This is a genomic window from Actinokineospora auranticolor (assembly GCF_041897805.1).
Taxonomy (GTDB): domain Bacteria; phylum Actinomycetota; class Actinomycetes; order Mycobacteriales; family Pseudonocardiaceae; genus Actinokineospora; species Actinokineospora auranticolor.
Genome location: NZ_CP154825.1, coordinates 4,969,344 through 4,989,580, shown reverse-complemented (window position 1 = coordinate 4,989,580; position 20,237 = coordinate 4,969,344). Strand labels below are relative to the sequence as shown.

The 20,237-nt window shown below is 72.8% G+C and carries 17 protein-coding genes; 6 read left to right on the top strand and 11 right to left on the bottom strand.

Features of this window, described 5'->3' with window-relative positions; all coding sequences use genetic code 11:
- Window positions 1-5: 5 nt before the first annotated feature.
- The 9 genes from V5P93_RS22025 to V5P93_RS21985 all read right to left on the bottom strand — a co-directional run bounded on the left by V5P93_RS22025 (window position 6) and on the right by V5P93_RS21985 (window position 8,470).
- Window positions 6-2,123, bottom strand: coding sequence for an NACHT domain-containing NTPase (locus tag V5P93_RS22025; protein ID WP_146108005.1), 2,118 nt, complete (start codon window positions 2,121-2,123; stop codon window positions 6-8).
- Window positions 2,124-2,161: 38 nt separating this feature from the next.
- The gene (locus V5P93_RS22020; RefSeq protein WP_104478976.1) at window positions 2,162-2,839 is read right to left on the bottom strand and encodes a hypothetical protein; all 678 of its coding nucleotides are present in this window, start codon (window positions 2,837-2,839) and stop codon (window positions 2,162-2,164) included.
- Window positions 2,769-3,266: a dynamin family protein gene (locus tag V5P93_RS22015; RefSeq protein ID WP_146108006.1), complete on the bottom strand. Its 498-nt coding sequence runs from the start codon at window positions 3,264-3,266 to the stop codon at window positions 2,769-2,771. The genes V5P93_RS22020 and V5P93_RS22015 overlap by 71 nt, the downstream gene beginning before the upstream one ends.
- Window positions 3,263-4,672, bottom strand: coding sequence for a hypothetical protein (locus V5P93_RS22010; RefSeq protein ID WP_104478977.1), 1,410 nt, complete (start codon window positions 4,670-4,672; stop codon window positions 3,263-3,265). The genes V5P93_RS22015 and V5P93_RS22010 overlap by 4 nt, the downstream gene beginning before the upstream one ends.
- Before the next feature lie 324 nt (window positions 4,673-4,996).
- Window positions 4,997-5,782: an Hsp70 family protein gene (locus V5P93_RS22005; RefSeq protein WP_245931237.1), complete on the bottom strand. Its 786-nt coding sequence runs from the start codon at window positions 5,780-5,782 to the stop codon at window positions 4,997-4,999.
- A 532-nt stretch (window positions 5,783-6,314) separates the two neighbouring features.
- The gene (locus V5P93_RS22000) at window positions 6,315-7,550 is read right to left on the bottom strand and encodes a WD40 repeat domain-containing protein (protein WP_104478979.1); all 1,236 of its coding nucleotides are present in this window, start codon (window positions 7,548-7,550) and stop codon (window positions 6,315-6,317) included.
- Between the two features lie 76 nt (window positions 7,551-7,626).
- A complete protein-coding gene (locus V5P93_RS21995; RefSeq protein ID WP_104478980.1) occupies window positions 7,627-8,076 on the bottom strand; it encodes a hypothetical protein in 450 nt (149 codons plus the stop codon).
- Between the two features lie 36 nt (window positions 8,077-8,112).
- Window positions 8,113-8,298: a hypothetical protein gene (locus tag V5P93_RS21990; protein ID WP_104478981.1), complete on the bottom strand. Its 186-nt coding sequence runs from the start codon at window positions 8,296-8,298 to the stop codon at window positions 8,113-8,115.
- Between the two features lie 10 nt (window positions 8,299-8,308).
- On the bottom strand, window positions 8,309-8,470 hold the full coding sequence (locus tag V5P93_RS21985) for a hypothetical protein (protein WP_181043458.1): 162 nt from the start codon (window positions 8,468-8,470) through the stop codon (window positions 8,309-8,311).
- A 218-nt stretch (window positions 8,471-8,688) separates the two neighbouring features.
- Between V5P93_RS21985 and V5P93_RS21980 the strand changes: the two genes are divergently transcribed.
- Entirely contained in the window at window positions 8,689-13,821 is a 5,133-nt protein-coding gene (locus V5P93_RS21980) for an AAA domain-containing protein (RefSeq protein WP_104478982.1), read from the top strand.
- A gap of 295 nt (window positions 13,822-14,116) precedes the next feature.
- Here V5P93_RS21980 and V5P93_RS21975 read toward each other — a convergent pair whose 3' ends face one another.
- Window positions 14,117-14,326 carry a hypothetical protein gene (locus tag V5P93_RS21975; protein ID WP_104478983.1) on the bottom strand — a complete coding sequence of 70 codons (210 nt, stop codon included), beginning with the start codon at window positions 14,324-14,326 and terminating at the stop codon, window positions 14,117-14,119.
- A gap of 103 nt (window positions 14,327-14,429) precedes the next feature.
- Here V5P93_RS21975 and V5P93_RS21970 point away from each other — a divergent pair, with 103 nt between their 5' ends.
- Genes V5P93_RS21970 through V5P93_RS21955 form a run of 4 tightly spaced genes read left to right on the top strand, consistent with a single transcriptional unit; the run spans window position 14,430 to window position 17,696 of the window.
- Window positions 14,430-15,665 carry an ABC transporter substrate-binding protein gene (locus V5P93_RS21970; RefSeq protein WP_104478984.1) on the top strand — a complete coding sequence of 412 codons (1,236 nt, stop codon included), beginning with the start codon at window positions 14,430-14,432 and terminating at the stop codon, window positions 15,663-15,665.
- A complete protein-coding gene (locus tag V5P93_RS21965) occupies window positions 15,662-16,555 on the top strand; it encodes a carbohydrate ABC transporter permease (RefSeq protein ID WP_104478985.1) in 894 nt (297 codons plus the stop codon). The genes V5P93_RS21970 and V5P93_RS21965 overlap by 4 nt, the downstream gene beginning before the upstream one ends.
- The gene (locus tag V5P93_RS21960; protein ID WP_374065063.1) at window positions 16,552-17,322 is read left to right on the top strand and encodes a carbohydrate ABC transporter permease; all 771 of its coding nucleotides are present in this window, start codon (window positions 16,552-16,554) and stop codon (window positions 17,320-17,322) included. The genes V5P93_RS21965 and V5P93_RS21960 overlap by 4 nt, the downstream gene beginning before the upstream one ends.
- Window positions 17,319-17,696 (top strand): DUF4436 family protein, encoded by a 378-nt coding sequence (locus V5P93_RS21955; protein WP_104478986.1) that lies wholly within the window; start codon window positions 17,319-17,321, stop codon window positions 17,694-17,696. Before V5P93_RS21960 ends, V5P93_RS21955 begins: the two co-directional genes overlap by 4 nt.
- A gap of 16 nt (window positions 17,697-17,712) precedes the next feature.
- On the opposite strand, the gene V5P93_RS21950 is transcribed toward V5P93_RS21955, so the two are convergent.
- Entirely contained in the window at window positions 17,713-18,147 is a 435-nt protein-coding gene (locus tag V5P93_RS21950) for a hypothetical protein (RefSeq protein ID WP_104478987.1), read from the bottom strand.
- A 349-nt stretch (window positions 18,148-18,496) separates the two neighbouring features.
- Here V5P93_RS21950 and V5P93_RS21945 point away from each other — a divergent pair, with 349 nt between their 5' ends.
- On the top strand, window positions 18,497-20,176 hold the full coding sequence (locus tag V5P93_RS21945; RefSeq protein ID WP_146108008.1) for a choice-of-anchor P family protein: 1,680 nt from the start codon (window positions 18,497-18,499) through the stop codon (window positions 20,174-20,176).
- Window positions 20,177-20,237: the final 61 nt, after the last annotated feature.

Here is a 20,237-nt window from a genome sequence, read left to right as displayed (position 1 = left end):
GCGCACTACTGGTGCGAGTCGGTATCGAACCTGGCCAAGCCTGCTGCCGCTACGAAACGCGCGGCGTCGGAGGCCAGCGGACTCTCGATGACGGTGACCAGCACCTCGACGGCCCGGGCTCTCGAGGCTGACCCGAAGGTCGCCAGCACGACGGCGGCGTTGCGGACGTCCACCTCGTCCGCTCCTGGATGTACCAGGATCGCGCGGAGTCCGCATTCCGCCGTAGCCTGTTCGTCGGTCCCGCAGTCGCACAGTGCTTCTGCGGCAGCCAGGCGGTCGGTTACCTGGGCACTGGGGTCGTTCACCACCATGCGCAAGAGTTCAACGGCTTCGCTTGCCTGTTCGCCGCGCAAGCGGGTCGCGAGCGCGGTGGCTGCTTCGATGCGCGAAGGCCACGGTGCGGCCACGTCGCGACTGAGTCCAGTGAGCCACGAAACCAAGAGCGGGTGGTGACTGGCGCGGCTGACCTGACTCAGGATCCGCCGACCCCCGAGGCCGGTCGTCATGGCCCACGCTCGGGCCGTGTCCAGGAACGCGTCCACGGGTGGCGCGGTGGCGGGGATGTGACCCGCGAGGAGGCGGGCGGCCAGCAGGTGTGCCGTCGCGTCTCCCTCGTGGAGATGGACCAAGACGGGATCGGCTTCTGTCGGGTTCAAGCGGCAGTAGTGCAAGAGCACTGCGCGGGCGTGGTGGCCCCGTTCTTCGTCGCGGGCCGCGTGGAGGAGGCGGCGGAAGGCGTCGTGGGGTGGGGTGAAGGGGGTGGGGAGTTGGCGGGCGTCGGCGGTGGCAGCTAGGTGTTCGGCGAAGCTGTGGTGGAGAAACCGTAGGTTGCCGCCTTGGCGGGGGCGGGTTAAGGGGCCCACCGAGGTTAGGTAGGCGAGTAGGGCCTCTTCCCACTCGCCGGTGGGGGAGAGGTGGGTGGTGACCCAGGTCTTTGCCGCCTCGACCAGCGGAGTGTCGGACTCGAGCCGAACGCGGCCCAGGTGTTCCAGGAGGGAGTCGCGGATGGAGTCGAACTGCGGGGACTTGGTGGTGCGCAGGTAGCGGAGGTACGCCTCGTACAGCTCGTACTTGTTGTCCGGGAGTGGGCGGTCGCCGTGTTCGGTGAAGATGATGGCGGCGATGGTCGCCAGCAGCGGCACCGTGACCATCTCGCCCAGGTAGGCGTCCCGGATCTGGCGTAGGAAGCGGGGCGCGCTGTCTGGGGTGTCGGTGAACCAGCTGTGGGCGAAGGCGGTAAGGGCCGCCTCGTCGAAGGGTTGGAGTTCGTACCGGGTGGCGCCTGATCGTTGGAGTGGGGCCAGGGCGGCGCCTTCCAAGGGGCGGGTGGTGAGGATGACTCGGTAAGGGGAACCGGGGGCGGACCAAGCGGCGAGGACGGCGACCAGGCGGTCGCGGTCGCCCGCGTCGGCGACCTCGTCCAGGCCGTCGACCAGGAGGAGCCAGCGGCAGCCCGCTACGCGGTGGTGGAGGGCGGACGGTGCCAGCGGGGTGGCCAGGTACGCACCGTATTCGTTGTGGACGCTGTCGGCCAGCGATTGGGTGAAGGGGAGGTGCAAGCGGGCCGCCAGTTCGGTGGCCGATACTCGGATCGGTATGACCGGTTCCGTCAGTGGCTCGTCCGTGGTGGTGAACCAGCGCCCTGCGGCCTCCGCCGACAGGCGGCGGGAGAGAGTCGATTTTCCTTGGCCTGGGCCGCCTACGACGATCAGGTGGTCATCGCGGTCCAAGGCTTCACGCACGGTGTGCGTGGGTGGTCGGACCGAGGGACGGGTCACCGGGCGGGGGACCACCTCGACCAAGCCGCTGCGGCCGTCGAGAACCGGGGTCTCGCGCGGCTGCTCCGGCTGCTCCTCCGTGCCCGCGCCGAGATCCTGGCGTACGTACACGGTCGCCAAGGAGGGGCGACGCGCACCGGGAAGCCGGTACGGCAACTCCGTCGCCGCCGCGACTTGGGCGCGCAGCAACGACTCCACCTCGGCGGGCAGCCGCGCGTCCCAGGTCCCGGCCGCCGCATCCGGCACCGGTGCCTCGCCCGGGACCACGAAGTCCCCGTGGACCGTGAGGTTCGCCGCCTGCACCACGTATCCCGAGACGTCGCCCGCCGAGTTGGTCGAATCCACGGCTCCCGAGCATAGGGACATCCCGCGGCGAAGCGAACTCACAGCAGGTCCGCGAGGAACTCCTCGTACTGCCGCCGCGCGAAGCGGATCGCGTTGGCGGTCTTCGGGGGGACCGTGGGGTCCAGCGCCAGGGTGGACCAGTGGTCGATGCGGGTCTCGACGTACTCGATCAAGCCGGGGGCGTCCGCGGGTCGACCCAAACGGTCCGACAGCGAGTCGCCGTGTTCGCCGGTGGGGCGGAGGAGTTCGGCGGCGTCGGCGGGGCTCAGGGTGAGGGCACCGTCGTAGTGGTCGGTGAGGACCCGCAGGGCCTGGAAGTGCTGGGTGTGTGAGAGTTCGAGGGTGGTGATCTCGGACTTGAGTGTGTCCAATGTGGACTGCAAGCGTGCGGAACCGTTGGTGGTGAGGGTGTTGGTCCGGGAGAGGGTGTGGGCGACCTTGATCAGGTCCGCGCGCCGTCCGAAGTGGTCGGCCAGCAGGGTGCGGAATCGGTTCAGGCCACTGCGGTTTGCCAGCTCGGTGCGCAGGGCTGCCACCGAGTCGACGCCGGCGCGGGTGAGGTCGCAGGCCAGGACGATGCCGTACTGGCCGAATCGCTCCAGCAGGCGGGTGCGGGCGGGTGGGGGTAGTGCGATGTCGTCGTAGTCACGGGTTCCGAATAGCGGTCCGCGGGCGACGCGGCGGGCGAGGTTGTCGGGTGGTGTCTTTGCCAGCATTGTGAGGTCGTGGAGGTCTTGGTCGTCGCATACGCCTGCCGCGGCGGCCACGATTCCCGCGAGATGAGTCGCGCACCTCTAGGTGGTCGATCGAACTCAGGAACGCCTGTCGGTCTCCGATGTTGGTGGCGAGCGAACCCAGTTCGGCCAAGTCGCGGGTTTCCGTGTGACCGTCACGGAAATGCACGGTCAGGCCCGGATCGCCCTGGCGCAGAACGGTGATTGTGAAGGTCAGCTCTTGCACGCCGGTCGGCGCCCGGTACGCCCCCAGCAGCGCGTTGACCAAAGTGGACTTACCCGAGCTGACCCGACCGACCAGTGCCACCGCCATCGGGGCGCGCAGCCGCGCGAGCCGCTCGTCGATCCCCGCCTCGGGACCGACCACTGCCTTGACCCGCTCCAGCGCCGACGCCAGCTGCGGCCTCACGCCGTGGTCCGGTCCGCCAGCGCCGACACCTCGGTCTCCAACGCCGAGACCTCCGCCAGCACCCGCCGCAGCTCGGCCTCGCGCGCGGCCAGCACGGCCAACTCGCGCTCGGCACCGGTGCGCGTGCGCGCCTCCCGCAACCCGACCAGCGACGACGTCAACGCCTCGTCCTCCTGGCGGGCCAACGCCGTGATCTCCGCGACCGCCGCGCGGGTCAGCTCTCGCATGCGCTCTTGCACGCCCTCGATGATCGCCCGGTGCTGGTCCCGGCGCAGCGGTCGCAGCTCCGCGACCAGGCTCGCCCGCCGGGCCTGCGCCTCCTGGTGCCGGGCCGCCCGCACCGCGCGCGAACGCCCCAGCAGCCCGCCGACGACCGACCCGAGCCACAGCCCCACCGGGCCGAGCAGCGCCGCCCCGATCGTCGCGCCGATCCCCGCGCCCAGGCCGCCGTCGCGGATCTGGCCGAGCGCGGACCCGGGCAGGTTCTCGGTGCCGAGCCGCCCGGTCACGGTCCGCTCGCCGGGCAGGTCGAGGTCACGGCTTTCCTTGCCCGTCAACGAAAGCCCGGTGCTGCGCGCGGTCTCGGTGAACACCGCGCGCACCCGCTTGGTCATCCGCCGGTTGAGGTCCGACACCAGGTCGGTGGTCTCCTCTCCGATCCGGTCGAGGATCGGCTGCGGCTCGGCCAGCATCCGCTCGTCGAACAGGTCGCCGGTGTCGACCTCGTCCCAGATCGCCTCGACGCCGGACCGGGCCCGTTCCCGCAGGTCCGCGGCCACCGCGTCCAGGTCGCGCCGCAGCGCCTCCGTCCAGCCGCGCCCTTCCCGCAGTTCGGCCGTCCGGCGCTGGGCCCGGACGATCTCGTCCTCCAGCCGCTGCGCCTCCTCCGCCGAACTGGCCCGCAACGCCGCCGAAGCCGCCTCGACGGGACGCAGCAACGCTTCCGCGCCCGCGCGGGCCGAACCCAGCGCGTCGCCGAGCACCACCCGCACCCGACGCCGCGCCAACGTGTCCCACAACAGGTCCGACAGGCCGTCGAGGTTGCCCAGCTCCCGGTCCTCGTCGTCGCCGAACTCCAGGTACGCGTGGTGCGCGGTGCTCGACACCGGCACCACGACGATCCCCTCCGCCGGACGACCGGTCACCTCGGCGAGCTTGGCCCGGGTGTTGGCCAGCCGCGTGGCCTGGTCGACGGCCGCGTCCGCGCGGGTCATCACGAACACCGTGCCGTCGTCGTCGCCCTCCGCGCGCGCCGCCGACGTCGCGCGCGCCAGGAACCGGAGTTCGCTCTCCATCAGCGGTTGCGTGGTGTCGGTGACGAACAGGACCGCGTGCGCGCTCGGCAGGAACGCCGTGGTCGCCGCCGTGTGCGCCTCGTAGACGCCGCCGACGCCGGGAGTGTCCACTGATCTCCCGCCGCTCGACGTCGCCGTCCGGGCCTTCCAGCACCGCCGTGATGTGCTCGGTCTCGGCCCAGCCGACCGTGGTCACGACGCTGGTGGTGAACGTGATCCCGACCGGCAGCAGCGGCTCCCGCTCGTCGAGCAAGGCGCTGAGCAGACTGGACTTCCCGCGCTTGAACTCCCCGCACACCATCACGACCAGCGCCGAGTCGGCCATCCGCCCACGCGCGTCGCGCAACCGCTCGGCGGAAACCCCGTCGGCGGCGGACAGCAACTCGTCCAGCACCGCACCGACGCGATCCCGCAGCGCCTCGAACGCTTCCGCGCTCACGACGCCACCCCGACCGCGAGCCAGCGCCCGCCCACCAGGTGGTCGCCGGGCTCGACGTGGGTCTGGAGCAGCTTGCCCGCCGAGTGCGCGGTGAGGTTCCACAGCGTCCCGTCGGCCAACCGCACACGGGCCAACGGCGTGTCCTTCACGTACTTCTTGCCCGGTCGCACCAGCCAACGCAGCAGCGTCGCCCCGTCCGGCGGCAGCTCCCACGACAGCGGGTGCGCCCCCTTCGGCATCGCCACCGGCGGCAGGACCCGCGCCCCCGACGCCGCCCACCACGCCGCCGCGCCGTTCACCACCGCCAAGGTCGGGTCCGGCACGTGCCGCAACGGCAGGCCCAGCCGGGAGTTCAGCGTGTCGGTCACGACCGGCATCCGCGAACTGCCACCGACCACCACGACCGCGTGCACGCGGGACTGGTCGACCCCGCAGCGACGCAACAGGTCCCGGCAGCAGGTGACGGTGCGCTCCATCAGCGGCGCCACCAGGTCCGCCAACCCGCGCCGGGCCAGCTTGAACGCCGGGGTGCTCGGCAGCAGGAACTCCTCGGCCTCCGCCGTGTCGGTCAGCTGGTGCTTCACGCCGCGCGCCAGGTCGCCGACGGCCAACCGCAGCCGCAACGCGCCCGCCTGGTCCGTCGCGCTGTCCCGCAGCGGCGCCAACCACTCCGCCGCGTCCCGGTCCACGGCCGCCGCCAGCGCCGCGTCCACGTCACGGCCGCCGCAGTCGTCGAGGGCCGCGTACCCCAGGACGGTGTGGCCGTCGTCCTCGACCCGCACGAGCGCCGTGTCGAAGGTGCCGCCGCCGAAGTCGTGGACCAGCAGCAGCTCGCCCCGCCGCTGCTCCGGCGCGGCGCGCGCGGCGGCCACGGGCTCGGGAGCAGCTCCACGGTGCCCAGCCCGGCCGCCGCCGCCGCCGAGATCATCAGCGCCCGGCGCGGGTCGCCCTGGGCGTAGGAGGCGGGCACGGTCAGCACCGCCCGCCGGGACGGGGCGATCCGGTCGGCTTCGGCCTTGATCGCCGACAGCACCGCCGTGACCAGTTCCTCGACGCGCAGCGACCGGCCACCCAGCCGCACCGGCGCGCGCTGCCCCAGGTCGCGCTTGAACTCCGTGCGGTACGCGGCGGGCGCGGCCCGCTTGCGCCGCTCGGCCGCGGTGCCGACGAGCAGGCCCTCCTCGGCGGCGAACACCGCCGACGGCCACACCGCCGACCCGCCGGACTCCACGACCGGCCGCCGCTCCCCGCCGCGCACCAGCACGGCGGAGGACGTACTGGTCCTGAAGTCCACCACCAGCACCACGTCGTCCATCAGCCCGCCTTCCCTGACGAGTCCACTGTGGAATCCGGGAACGCGTCGTCGGTCAACCCGTAGAGCGACCCGCCCTCGTACCCCGTCACCGCCAGCACCCGACCCGACGGGTGGAACGCGGCCTCGGTGCGCTTCCCCCGGGACGGGAGGCGGCACAGCACCGCGCCCGTGCGGGTCTCCAGCACCGTCACCCCGCCGGTGCCGCGGTCGGTGTCCTCGGCCACGACCGCCACCAGCAGACCGCCGTGGCTGACCGCGAGACCGTTGACCGGGTTGATCTTGAACGTGCCGATCCGGACGAACCCGGCGTCGCTGCGCCGGTCGAGGTCGAAGACGTCGACGGACTCACCCTGCCTGCGCACGGCCAGGTAGCGACCGCACGCGCTGACCGCGCACCGCTCCAGCGTGGAACCGATCCGGTCCGAGCGGCCCGCCGCGAGGTCCCGCACCGCGTCGAGGGTGACCACGCGGTCGGGGCCCGCGAACCAGACCATGGCCGGGTAGCCGACGAAGGCCGAGAACTCGTGCTCCACCTTGCCGGTCGCGAGGTCGACGACCTCCACGCGCTGGCTCCCGGCGTAGCCCATGGCCAGCCGACCGCCGTCGGGGCTGAAGGCCAACCCGCCCGGGGGAGTCCAGCGCCGGATCGTGCGGACGATCTTCTTGGTGGCCACGTCCCACAGCCGGACGTGCCGCTTGCCCGTCACGACCGCGACCGTCCCGCCGTCCGGGCTGATGGCCACGGTGTTGGTGGTGGCGTCGGTCTTCAGGATCGCGCGCGACCCGCCGGGCACCGGCCGCACCCCGATCCGGGTGTAGTGGTCGGCGACGAAGCGCGTGCCGTCGGCGCTGAAGGAGATGTGGTGCAGCCACTCACCGCCCTTGCGCGGGGACAGTTCCTTGATCTCGACCGGCTTGGCCGGCACGTCGTCCGCGCCGGGCGCGCCCGTCCGCGCGGTGGCCGCGGGCACACCGGAGTCGATCATCCCGGCGACCGGCTCCGGGAACCGCTCCAGCGTCCCGGCCCGGTCCGCCACCAGGTCCCACACCGTGTCGTCCGGCTGGCGGACGCGCAGCAGCACGGCGTTCTCGGCGAACTCGTCACCGACCGCGACGGTCCGCTCGACGACCTTGGCCACCCCGTCGGGCAGCTCCCACGCCAGCACGCGCCTGCCCAGCGCGGGCGCGTCCGCGCGCTGCGCGCGGAGTCCAGGACCCAGCAGGTGGCGCCGCACAGCGCGGCCAGCGCGGGCTCCGGGGCGCGCAGCACCCGGTTGGACCGGCGCCGCAGCGCGGAGTCGATCGCCGGGGTCACCGCCGCGCCGCCCGCCACCAAGACCGCCCGGACCGCGCCGCGGTCGGTCCCGCCCGCGGCCAGCAGGCCCTCGGCGGCCTGGGCGAGGTCGCGGACGACCGGGCCGACCAGTTCAGCCGCACGAGCGAGGTCGTGGCCGTGGCGCCGACGTCGTGCACCACCACGACTCCGGTGTCGACGTCGTTGGTGTCGATGGTGTCCAGGACCCCGACCGCGGTGGCCAGGGGGCGGGGGAGCAGTTCGACCTCGTCGAACCCGGCCGCCTCCGCCGCCGCGACCAGCGCGTCCGAACCGGACAGTCCGGGCGGGTAGGTCAGCAGCAGGTTCTCCGGGCGGTCCTCGGCCTGTGCCACCAGCAGGGCGAGGAAGTCGCACAGGATGTCGGCGCGCGCGAACTCCCGGCCGTCCAGCGTGATCGTCTCGCCGATGTCGGCCGGATCGGGCAACCCCCGCCGGTACGCCGCGGGCGCCGACCGCTTGCGCTACTCGGCCGCCGACCCCCACAGCGCCTGACCGGTGCCCGGGTCCACGAACAACGCGGCCGGTCGGGCGACCACCCCGGTCCCCGGTTCCTTCAGCGGCGTCGCGCCCCCCGCGCGCACCACCGCCGCCGTGCAGGTCGCCGACCCGAGGTCGACGACCAGCGTGGCCTGTTCTCGCCGTGCCACCTACCCGCCCCTACCAGCTGTGATCGTCGGGCTCCAGCCCGTTGTCGCCATGCGTGTAGTCCGACACGGAGAGATACCCCTTGCCGTCCGCCGCCTCGATGACGTCGTCCTCGCCGTAGTGGCCGTCGTCCCAGGTCTTGTCCGGCTCCGTCACCCCGGCCTCCCTCCGCACCCGTGCACGGTGTCGATCCGGTCCGGCGGCTTGTTACCAACAATCCGGCGACGGACGACGGCGGCGTGAACCGACACGCCCGTAGACGGGACACCAGCGGCGCCGTTCCCGGTCACCATCCGCTAACACCGGTTAGCGGGCTGTATCGCCCGTCCGGTGGTTGACGATGCCCACCGTGTCGTGTGGTCGGCGGGAGAGGGAGGCGTCTGGTGGCGGGCATGGGGTCTGGCGGGATTCCGGACACGGTGGTGGCGCGGGCGGGGCGGCTCTTCGAGTTCCTGGCGCGCAGCCAGCAGCTGCGGACCTCCGCGCCCCGCACCACCGACAGCTACGAGTCCGTGCTGTGGCTCGGGGAACTGCCCGAGCACCCGGCCGTCCGCCGCGCGCCGGAACCGGGCGCGCTGCTGTTCGAAGTGGCCCGTGTGCCGCGGGTCCCGGCGCCCGAGCCGCCTGAGGTCCTCGACCGCTGGCTCGACGGTCCGGTCGACGAACCCGGCGCGCGGCCCCGACTCGTCGACACCGCGGTGGTCCACGGCGTCGAGCGGTCGCGCGCGGACGACCCCGAGATCGCCACCGCCTACGACGCCTGGCTCGTGGACTGGTCCGCGTGGGCCGGCGCCGAACTCGCCCAAGAGCCCGCGCGCGCCGTCTACAACCAGGTCTTCGCCACCTACGTCGCCGCCACCGACCACTCCGACGAACTCGAACTCGTCGTCGCCGTCGGGTGCCTGTCCTGGAAACCGGGTGCCGCGATCCGCAGGCACCTGATCACCGCGCCCGCCGCGATCACCTTCGACGACGACAACGGCCGCCTCGCCGTGCGCGCCGGGGAGCGCCTCGACGGCGCCGCGGTGGAACTCGACATGCTCGACCCCGACCTCATCGCCGACGCCCAGCACGTCCGCCAGGTCAGGGCCGAGCTGGCGGACGCTGACGGGGAGGTGCTCGACCGCGAGGTCGCGGGCGCGCTGGCCCGCAGGCTCACCCACGCCATCGACGGCGACGGCGAGTACACCGACGACGACGCGCCCCGGCCGCCGGGCAGGCACGCCGCGACGTCGTTCGCCCCCGCGGTCGTGCTGCGCAAGCGGTCCCGGCAGGGCCTGGTCGACATCCTCGACACCATCTCCCGGCAGATCACCGACACCGGCACCGTCCCGGACGGGCTGCTGCCGCTGGTGGACCCGGACCACCGCCCCGCGAGCACCCGCTCGTCCGAACCGGGCGCGCTGGTCGAGGTCGACGACGACCCGTTCCTGCCGCTGCCGGTCAACGAGGTGCAGCTGCGCATCCTGCACCAGGTGGACAGCAAGGCCCAGACCCTCGTGCAGGGCCCGCCCGGCACCGGCAAGACGCACACCGCCGCCGCGCTGCTGTCGCACCTGCTGGCCCAGGGCAAGCGGGTCCTGGTCACCGCGCAGACCGACCGGGCGCTCAAGGAGGTCCGGGCCAAGCTGCCCGAGTCGATCGCGGCGCTGGCCGTGTCGGTGGTCGGGTCGTCGCGTTCGGACCTGGCCGACCTCAAGGTCGCCGTCGAGCGGATCAGCCACACCGCCGCCGAACACGACCCGGAGGCCGCGCGCCGCGCCATCGAGGACCACGTCGCCGCCATCGACGAGCTCCGGCGCCACCGCGCCGCGCTGCGCCACCGGCTGGTCGAGGCGCGCGCCGCCGAGGTCGCCGAGCACGACGTGCGCGGCCACCAGGGCACCCTCGCCGAGATCGCGCGCCGGATCGAGGACGAGCGGCCGCGCTTCGCCTGGCTCACCGACCTGGTCGCGGTCGGGGCCGCCGACGAGCCGCCCGTCGACCAGGACACCGCCATCACGTGGCACCGCCTCCTCCTCGACCGCGCGCTGATCGCCGACGAACCCGAGGCCCGGCAGCGCCTGCTCGCCCTGGCGGAACTCCCCGAGCCGGACGCCTTCGCCGCCCTCGTCGCCGCCGAGCGCGCCGCGACCGCCGAGGCCGACCGGTTCGCCGACCTCGCCGGGCACCAGGCGTTCCCCGCCGTCCAAGCGCTCCCCGCCGCCACCCGCGCGGACCTGCGGCAGCGGCTCAGCGGCCTCGCCGACGAGGCCGACGAACTCGCGCGCCGCCGCGAGGACTGGATGGGCGACGCGCTGACCGACGTCCGCACCGGCCGCGCCGCGATCTGGCACTCCCGGGCCACCCAGGTCCAGCGGATCACCGCCGAGGTCACCCCCGTCGTCGACCTCCTCGGCCCGCTCACCTCGGTCACCGCGAACGGCGAGGTCGGCGCGCTCGCGCAACTCGCCAGGTCCCTGCGCGAACACCTCGCGGGCGGCGGGAAGCTCAAGACCAACCCGGACGGCACGGTCAAGGCGGGGGCGTTCGCGCCCAAGGTCGTGAAGCTCGCCCAGCCGCTGTTCGACGGTGTCCGAGTCAACGACACGCCCCCGACGACCACCGACCAGCTGGACGCCTTCCTCCGGTGGGTCGAGGCGACCAGGTCGCTCGACGCGCTCGACCGCGCCTGGCCCGAATCGGTGCGCATCCCGGCCGAGGACACGCTGCGCGAACGGCTCGACTGGCACACCACCGAACTAGCCCAGCTGACCCGGGTCCTCGACCTCGCCGTGGCGCTGGAGCGCGAGGAGCGCGAACTGGAGGCGCTGGGCCTGCCGCGGCCCGAGTGGCACGACCTCAACGCCGTCCGCGCCTACGCCCGGCTCGTGGACGCCGCCCACGCGTTCGACGCCCGCGCCGCCGCCGGCACGCCCTTGGCCGCGCTCGCCGACGCGGTCGCCGAGGTCGGCCGGTGGGCGGACGCGGCGCCGTGCGTCCGGGGCATGGTCGACGCGGTCCGCGACCGCGACCACGAGCACTACGGCACCCACCACCGCAGGTTGACGCGCCTGGTCGAGGCCCGCGCCCTGCTGGCGCGCCGCGACGAGACCACTGCGCGGCTGCACGCGTCCGCGCCCGCGCTCCTCGCCGAGGTCGAGTGCGCCCCCGACGAACCCGAGTGGCCCGGACGCCTGGCGGGCTGGACCGCCGCGTGGGCGTGGGCCGCCACCCGCGCGTGGGTCGCCGACCGGCCGCGCGCGGACGTCAACGCCACGCAGGACGAGGTCACCCGGGTCGACGGCCGCGTCCGCGACCGGGTGCAGCGGCTCGCCGCCGAGCGGGCGTGGGCCCACGCGGTCGCCCCCGCCCGGCTCTCCGGCCAGGCCAAGGCGAACCTGCAGCAGTACGCGCAACTGGTGAAGCGCCTGGGCAAGGGCACCGGCCGCTACGCCGCCCAGCAGCGCGCCGAGATCCGCGCCGCCATGGACCGCTGCCGCGCCGCCGTCCCGGTGTGGATCATGCCGGTGTACCGGATCGCCGAGCAGTTCGCCGTGCGGCCCGACATGTTCGACGTGGTCGTCGTCGACGAGGCGTCGCAGGCCGGGGTCGAGGCCACGTTCCTGCAGTACCTGGCGCCGCGGATCGTGGTGATCGGCGACGACCGCCAGGTCTCGCCCACCGCCGTGGGCACCGACCAGCAGCAGATCCGCAAGCTGGCCGACCAGTACCTGTGGGACGACCCGTACAAGGCGTCCTGGCAGGACCCCAAGCGCAGCCTGTTCGACGAGGCCAAGATGCGCTTCGAGGGCCTGCTCACGCTCACCGAGCACCGGCGCTGCGTGCCCGAGATCATCGGTTTCTCCAACCGCATCGCGTACGAACCCGACGGCATCCGCCTGATCCCGGTCCGGCAGTACGGCGCCGACCGGCTGGAGCCGATCAAGCCGGTGTTCCTCGCCGAGGGCTACGAGCGCGGCGGCGACGGCAACAAGGTCAACCCGGTCGAGGTCGAGGCGATCGTCGACCAGATCGAGAAGTGCGCCGCCGACCCGCGCTACGACGGCCTCACCTTCGGCGTGGTGTCGCTGCTGGGGCGGGCGCAGGCCACCGCCATCGAGAAGCGGCTGCTCGCCCGGATCCCGCCGGAGGAGTGGGCGGCGCGCGACCTGCGCTGCGGCGACTCGGCGGACTTCCAGGGCTCCGAGCGGGACGTGGTGTTCCTGTCGATGGTGAAGGCTCCCGACCCGGGCAAGCGGATCGGCGCCCTCACCGCCGACCTGTACGTGCAGCGCTACAACGTCGCGGCCTCCCGCGCCAAGGACCAGATGTGGGTGTTCCACTCGGTCTCGCTGTCGGATCTGGGCAACCCGGAGGACATGCGGTTCCAACTGCTCGACTACTGCTACGGCGTGGCCGGGCGGGCGGCCGCGGGCGAGGGCGCGACGGCGGGCCCGGTGCCGGAGCACGAGCGGGTCGAACCGTTCGACTCGCTGTTCGAGCAGCGCGTGCACAACCGGCTCGTCGGGCACGGCTACGCGGTGGTGCCGCAGTACCCGAGCCAGGGCTACCGGATCGATCTCGTCGTGGTGGGCGCCAAGGCCCGGTTGGCGATCGAGTGCGACGGAGACGCCTGGCACGGGCCGGACGCCTACGAACGCGACCTCGCCCGCCAGCGCGACCTGGAGCGGTGCGGCTGGCACTTCTTCCGGATCCCGGAGTCGGAGTTCTACCTCGACCAGGCCGAGGTGCTGGACCGGTTGTGGGGCGCGCTGCACGCGCTCGACATCCACCCGTCCGGTTGGGTCGACACCCGGCGGGCGACCTCGGGTGCGGTGGTCGAGCGCACACCGGTCGCCGTGGCGCCGGAGGTGGCCGCGCCGGATATCGCCGTGCCTGTCGAGGCCGAGCGCGATGCGGTCACGCCCGCTGTCGTCCCACCGGCGGTCGCCGAGTCCGACACCCCGGTACCCGTTGTCGTCCCGCCGGTCGCGCCGGTTCCGGTGCCCGGTGCCGCCGCGCGCTCAGGCGTCGAGGTGTCCGAGCCCGCCGAGTACGTGCAGTTCGGTGGCGCGGTCCCGGCGGTGACCGGCGCGTCCCGCGCCGACCTGGTGGCGGGCCTGGAAAGCGTGGTCGCGGCCGAAGGACCGGTGCTGGGCCAGCGGCTGCACACCGCCTACGTCCGCGCGTCGGGCGGCAACCGGATCGGCAAGCTGATCGCGACCGACCTGAACCGGGCGATCGGCGCCGCGGTCCGCGCGGGTCGGCTCGTCGAGGACAACCCGCTGGGCGAGGCCGGTGCCAAACCGCGCACCTACCGGCTACCGGACCAGCCCGCGTTCCGGGTGCGCCACCTCGGTCCGCGGTCCTTCGAGGAGATCCCGCCCGCCGAACTGGCTGCCTTGCTCGACCTGGCCGCGTCCCGTGACCCGGGGGCGGACCTCCCGGCGCTGTACCGGACCGCTTTGGAGTTGCTGGGCCTCAAACGCCTCACCGACAACGTCAAGGCACGGCTGAACGCGGCCAACTCCCTGCGCGCCTGACCGGTTCCTGGGCGGGCGGCCCACCGTCCGCCCAGGCATCCGTCGTCCCTACCAGGGGCGCCGCTTGCGGATCCGGTCGTGGACCTGCCGCACCCTCGGTTCTCGCACCCCCGGCAGCCGGGCGAGGGTGCGCATGGCGACGCACTCGTCGACAGCCACAGGTCTGGCCGCGCCAGGCGCGGCAGTAACCGGTTGCCCGCTCGACGATCCAGGTCATGCCGACCGCGTCGCCGGGGGCGATCGCGACGGCCCCGGGCGAGCCGAACGACACCATGGGCACCGGGGCGAACACGCCTCAGGCCGCGGCCTCCTCCGGCGTGACGCTCGCCCATTCCCGCCACGGCGCTCCCGACGGTTCGGGGTCGACGGCGTAGGTGCGCGGTGGCATGAGCACGGGCATGGCCAGCCCGTTTCCGACCTTCGCGGGCGCGCTGGGCGGCAGCGCTACGCGGTCCACCGGCACCGTCAGGTCCGCTCCGCATTCCGCGCACACGAACACCGCCACGAGTCGATCATGGCAGGCCCGGTGTCCTCCTGGTGGGAAAAGTCGACAGAAGATCACCGAGGTTCGAGAATCGTCGCCAGGTCGAGTCGAGGGAGGTCGGGGGATGGGTGCCGAGATCGGTCGACGGGGGTTCCTGGTGGTGGCCGGGTTGTTGGGGCTTTCCGCGTGCGGGTCGGACACCGGGCGCGGCGGTTCCGGGGACGGGACGCTGCGGCACTGGTACCACGCGTACGGGGAGGACGGCGTCCAGGACGCCGTGCGCCGGTACGCCGCCGCGTACCCGGGGGCGAAGGTCGAGGTGCAGTGGAACCCCGGCGACTACGACTCCAAGGTCGTCACCGCGTTGCAGAACAGCGCGGTGCCGGACGTGTTCGAGGCCCAGGTCAAGGTCGACTGGGTGCGGCAGAAGCAGGTCGTGCCGCTCGACGACCTCCTCGGCGACACCCGCGACGACTTCGTCCGGAGCCTGCTCGACTCCCAAACGGTCGACGGACGGCTCTACGGCATCCCGCAGGCCATCGACACGCAGGTCCTGTACTACCGCCCGAGCCTCCTGAGCAAGGCGGGCGTGACCCCGCCCCGGACCGTCGACGAGCTGATCGACGCCGCGAAACGCGTCAACGCCGGTGGGGTTCGCGGGTTCTTCGCCGGAAACGACGGTGGTGTCAACGTTCTCACCGCGCCGCTGCTGTGGTCCGCCGGGCTGGACTTCCTCTCCGCCGACGGGAAGGCCCCCGGCTTCGACGACCCGCGCGCCGCCACCGTTTTCGGCAAACTGCGGGAACTGCACCAGAGCGGCGCCCTGCTGCTCGGCGCGCCCACCGACTGGTCCGACCCCGGGGCCTTCGTCGACGGGCTCACCGCGATGCAGTGGACGGGCCTGTGGAACCTGCCGAAGATCCGCGCGGCGCACGGCGACGACATCGGCGTCCTGCCGTTCCCGCGCCTCGACTCGCGGGGGGCGGAGTCGGTGCCGGTCGGCGCGTACAGCGCGATGGTGAACGCGCGCAGTGGGAACGTGGACGCCGCCAAGGCGTACGTCAAGTGGTTGTGGGTCGAGAAAACCGAGTACCAGACCGAGTTCGCCACCGCGTTCGGCGCCCACCTGCCCGCCCGGCGCTCGCTCGCCGCCAAGACCGGGGACGGGCCCGCCAAGGACGTCGTCGGGTTCGTCACCGAGGGCGGCCGGATCGCCAACCCGGCCCGCTGGTCCTCGCGCGCCAACACCGCGCTGACCGACGCCGTGTCCCGGATCGCCCGCGAGGGCGCCGAACCCACGGGGGAGTTGCGCGCGGCCCTCCAGACGGCCCGGGACGAGATCGCGCGGCTCGACCGGTGAGGCGCGGCCGCGAGGCGCTCACCTTCTGGCTGTTCGTCGGCCCCTTCGCCGCCGGGCTGCTGTTGTTCACCTACGTGCCGATCGGCTGGAGCGCCTACCTCAGCCTCTTCGACGCGCACAACACCGTCGCGCCAACGGAGTTCGTCGGGTTCGACAACTACGTCGACGTCCTCACCGATCGCGCGTTCCTCGACAGCCTGGGCACGTTCACGGTCTTCGCGGCGTTCATCATCCCGACCACGGTCGTGCTGTCGCTCGGGTTGGCGTTGCTGGTGAACAGGATTCCCATAGCGCAGGTGTTCTTCCGGTCGGTGTTCTTCCTGCCGTTCGCGTGCTCGTACGTGGTCGCCGCGCTGATCTGGAAGATGTCGCTGTTCTCCGGAGTGGACAGTGGCGTGGCGAACACCGTGCTCGGCTGGTTCGGTGTCGAGCCGCAGGCGTGGGTCGGCACCGTGGACCCGCCGCTGTACTGGGTCGTGCTGGTGACGGTCCGGTTGTGGCTGCAACTCGGCTTCTACATGATCCTGTTCATCGCCGCGCTGCAACGGATCCCGCGCCACCTCTACGAAGCGGCCTGGATCGACGGCGCCTCGCCGGGGTGGCAGACGTTCCGGTACATCACGCTGCCCGGCCTGCGCGGTGCCCTGGTCGCCGTCCTCACCCTGAACCTGATCAACGCCTACCAGGCGTTCGACGAGTTCTACAACGTCCTCGGCGACTCGCGGGGGTACGCGCCGTTCGCCCGGCCGCCGCTGGTGTACCTGTACTACAACTCGTTGGGCTCGGGCGGGCAGGACCTGGGGCGGGGGAGCGCGGGCGCGCTCGTGCTGGCCCTGGTGATCGCGCTGGCGACCCTGTTGTCCGGCAAGGTCTCGCGGAGGCGGCGGTGACTCGGATCGCGCACTGGGTGGTGCTGGCCCTGGCGGTGGCGGTGTTCCTGCTGCCCTTCGCCGTCCTGCTCCGGGACGGGATCGGCGCGGACTGGTCGACGGTCGCGGACCTGTTCTCCGACAAGGAACTCATGTTCACCCGGAGCCTGGTCAACTCGACCGTGGTCGCGGTGCTGCAAACCGCCGGTCAGGTCGTGCTGTGCTCGCTGGCGGGCTACGGCCTCGCGCGGGTGCGGTACCGGCACGCGCCAGTCGTGCTGTACGCGGTGATGGCGACGCTGATGGTGCCCACGGCGGTGACGTTCGTACCGAGCTTCGTGGTCGTCTCCAGCCTGGGCTGGCTCTCCGACTTCCGCGGCCTCGTGGTCCCCGGCCTCTTCAGCGCGCTGAACGTGTTCCTCTTCCGCCAGTTCTTCCTCGACTTCCCGGTCGCCCTGGAGGAAGCGGGCCGCCTCGACGGCCTCTCCCGCTGGGGCGTCTACTGGCGGGTGGTGGTGCCGAACGCCACGGGGTTCGTCGCCGCCATCGCGGTCATCGACTTCATCGGCAGCTGGAACCAGTTCCTGTGGCCGCTGCTGATCGCCCAGGACTCGGACACGTGGACGATCCAGGTCGCCCTGTCGAGCCTGCTGACCGCGCAGAACCCCCGCGTCACACTCCTGTTCGCCGCCGCGGCCGTGTCCATCCTGCCCATCGTGCTGGTCTTCGCCGTCGCCCAGCGCTACCTCGTCCGCGGCGTCACCGAAACCGGTCTAACCGGACAGTGACCGCGAGCACCGGCCCGGACCGGGTCGGCGTCAAGGTCACGCTGCTGACCATCAACGCCGACGACAACGCCTACAAGGTCCGCATCGACACGCGGCCGGAGGGCCGCTACCGCAACGCGGACGGCAGCCTCCGCACGCCGCTGCGGTTCACCCTCGACGAGATCGGCGGCGACCACACCACCGAACTCGCCGAGGGCCAGTGGATGCCCCTGCGCGAGGCCACCCTCACCGCCGACGGCGACACCTCGCTGTACCCGTTCGACACCCACCACATCCCGCTGGAGATCGCGATCACCGACGAGCGCGGCGAGCCGGTCCCGATCACCGTCGACCTGCGCGCGGGCCTGGCTCCGGGAGGCCCGCAACTCCACTGAGGACTAGGGCCGGGGGTCAGGCGAGCAGGTACTCGGTGGAAGCGCCCCCGACGCGGTCGCAGTTGGTCGTGGACCGCGTGCTGGAGTACGTGAAACCGGAAGGCACGCTGCACGCCCACAGGCCGGCGGTCGGGGTCTTCAACGTGTACGCGACGCCCGTCCCGCCGAACCGGCAGTCCGAGGACTCGCGAACCAGGGTGTACGTCCACCCCGGCGGGACGCTGCACGTCCGCTTGCCGTCGGCGGGGGCGACGACGTAGTACAGCGGTTCGCACACCGGCGGCGGCATCGGGCGCGCGGTGGCCCAGGTCCAGCCCGCCGGGACGCGGCACGACCAGCCCTCGGCCTCGCCCTGGGCGGACGCGGACGCGGGTGCGGCCAGGGTCATGGTCGCGAGCAGTGCGGCCGCGACGGCGAACAGCGGCCGTCTGCGGAGAATCTTGTTGAGCATCAAGGGTTTCCATCCTCGAAGGGTGCCGTGCCGACCACGGGACCGGACAAGCAGAGCACCCCGGCGGCACCGCGATCATCGCCCAAAAGACTGACGCTCGGGCCGTTGACCGGCGGCGCACCGTCGCGTTGGGCCGGAGGGCGCAACGCCGCTGGGCTGGTGTCACCCGACCGTGGTGCCCCGGAGAGAGCAACCGGCCCGCGCGCGGTCCTCGCGGGGTGTCGGGGTTGGGCGGTCACGGTGAACCGCCCCGCACCGTGGGGTGGTCACCGCCGAACCGCGCAACCGGCGACCCGGCTGTCGCGATGGAACCGAGTGGCCCGGATTGTCGACCCGTGGAGGTTCTGTCGTGGATGTCCCATCACGCCGCAGGGGGCGAGCCCTCGCCGCGGTGACCTTGCTGGCGGTTCCCCTGCTGGTCGTCTCGACCCCGGCCACAGCGGCGCCCGGTGACCCCCTCGCACCGAGGGTGGTCTTCGCCGAGGACTTCGAGAACGGCCAGGGCTCGGGCGTCATCTGGGTCGACGACTACACCGGACCCGCGCCCCTCGCGCAGACCTACCGCGTCGACCCGGTCTGGCTGACCTCGTGCAACGGCATCATCGCCTCCGCGCTCAACCAGGCGACCGACCCGCCCGGCGCGGGCTGCGGCGGGTGGTGGCCGCGCGTCCGCGACCTGGCCCGGGTGCTCGGTGACCACGCCGACGGCACCGGTGCCACCAACCACGCCGTCACCGCGTACACCCACACCAACCCCGGCGCGGGCCGCACCCAGCTGGAGACCGTCACCCCGATCCCGCTGACCGCGACCAACCGGTTCGTGGCGTTCTCCGTGGACGTCGCCGAGCAGAACTGCTACGCCGACCACGCCCGCTACGCCTTCTACCTGCTCGACGGCACCACCGCCGTCCCCGCGTTCCAGCGCCCGATCACCCCGTGCGAGGACGCCACGACCGTCGTCGACGCGACCTCCGTCGGCACCTTCCACAGCGACGCCCCCGTGCTGTTCAGCGGCACGTCGGTCGGCCTGCGGCTGGTCAACCAGCAGCCCAGCGGCAACGGCAACGACAGCGCCTTCGACAACATCCGGGTGCTCGACGTGACCCCGCGCCTCGACGTCGCCTACGACCCGGGCGCCATCCAGGTCGGCGGCACGTCCGCGCTGACGCTGACGGTCACCAACACCAGCGAGCTGAGCAAGAAGGCGGGCTGGTCGTTCACCCTCGACCTGCCACCCGGCGTGGCACCGGCGGGCCCGGCCACCACGACCTGCGCCGACACCGCCCTCGACCCGGCGACCGGCGACTTCCGCCTGCGCGCCACCGGCACCATCCCGGCGGGCGCCGCCTCCTGCGCGGTCACCGTCCCGGTCCGCCCGGAGACCGTCGGCACCTACACGACCTGCGCCGCCGACGTCGGCCCGCTGATCGGCCTCGACCCGCCCGGCTGCTCGACGCTGACCGTCACGGCGCCGCCGTACACCTACGACGCCCACGCCTACGGCGCCCGCGTGTCCACCCTGCTCGCCGCGCTGCCGCCGGTGTCCCCGGCCGACCTCACCTGCGCCACCGACCCGGCCACCCGCACCAGCCACCTCGTGGGCGCCCCGCTCCCGGTCGGCTCGGTATCCACAATGGACAACGAGGCGGTCGGCACCACCGGCGCCGACGGCCTCCGCACCGCTCGCGCCACCGCCCGCACCGCCTCGCTCAGCCTCGTCGGCGGGCTGATCACCGCCGACGAACTCCGCGCCGAGGCCGTGGCCACGACGACGCCGACGGGCGCGGTCACCACCTCCGGCACCAGCACCCTGTCCAACCTCCGCGTGGCGGGCGTGCCGATCGTGCCGCTGAAGAACCTCAACATCACCATCCCCCTCGTCGGCACGGTGACCACGAACGAACAACTACCAACCGCCAACGGCATCTCCGTCAACGCCCTCCACATCAGACTGATCGCCGGAACCGACATCACCATCGGCCACGCCCGGGCTGCCCTCTACACCCCCGGCGCCCCCTGCAACCTGTAACCCGGCCGGCAGCGCGGGGCTCCATCCCCGCGCCGCCGAGGGTTTCCCGCGACTACGCACT

Excerpts from the sequence above, each read along its gene's own strand:
- V5P93_RS22020 (WP_104478976.1), bottom strand. The coding sequence starts at position 2,839 with ATGCTGGCAAAGACACCACCCGACAACCTCGCCCGCCGCGTCGCCCGC.
- V5P93_RS21980 (WP_104478982.1), top strand. The coding sequence starts at position 8,689 with ATGGGGTCTGGCGGGATTCCGGACACGGTGGTGGCGCGGGCGGGGCGG.
- V5P93_RS21970 (WP_104478984.1), top strand. The coding sequence starts at position 14,430 with ATGGGTGCCGAGATCGGTCGACGGGGGTTCCTGGTGGTGGCCGGGTTG.
- V5P93_RS21950 (WP_104478987.1), bottom strand. The coding sequence starts at position 18,147 with ATGCTCAACAAGATTCTCCGCAGACGGCCGCTGTTCGCCGTCGCGGCC.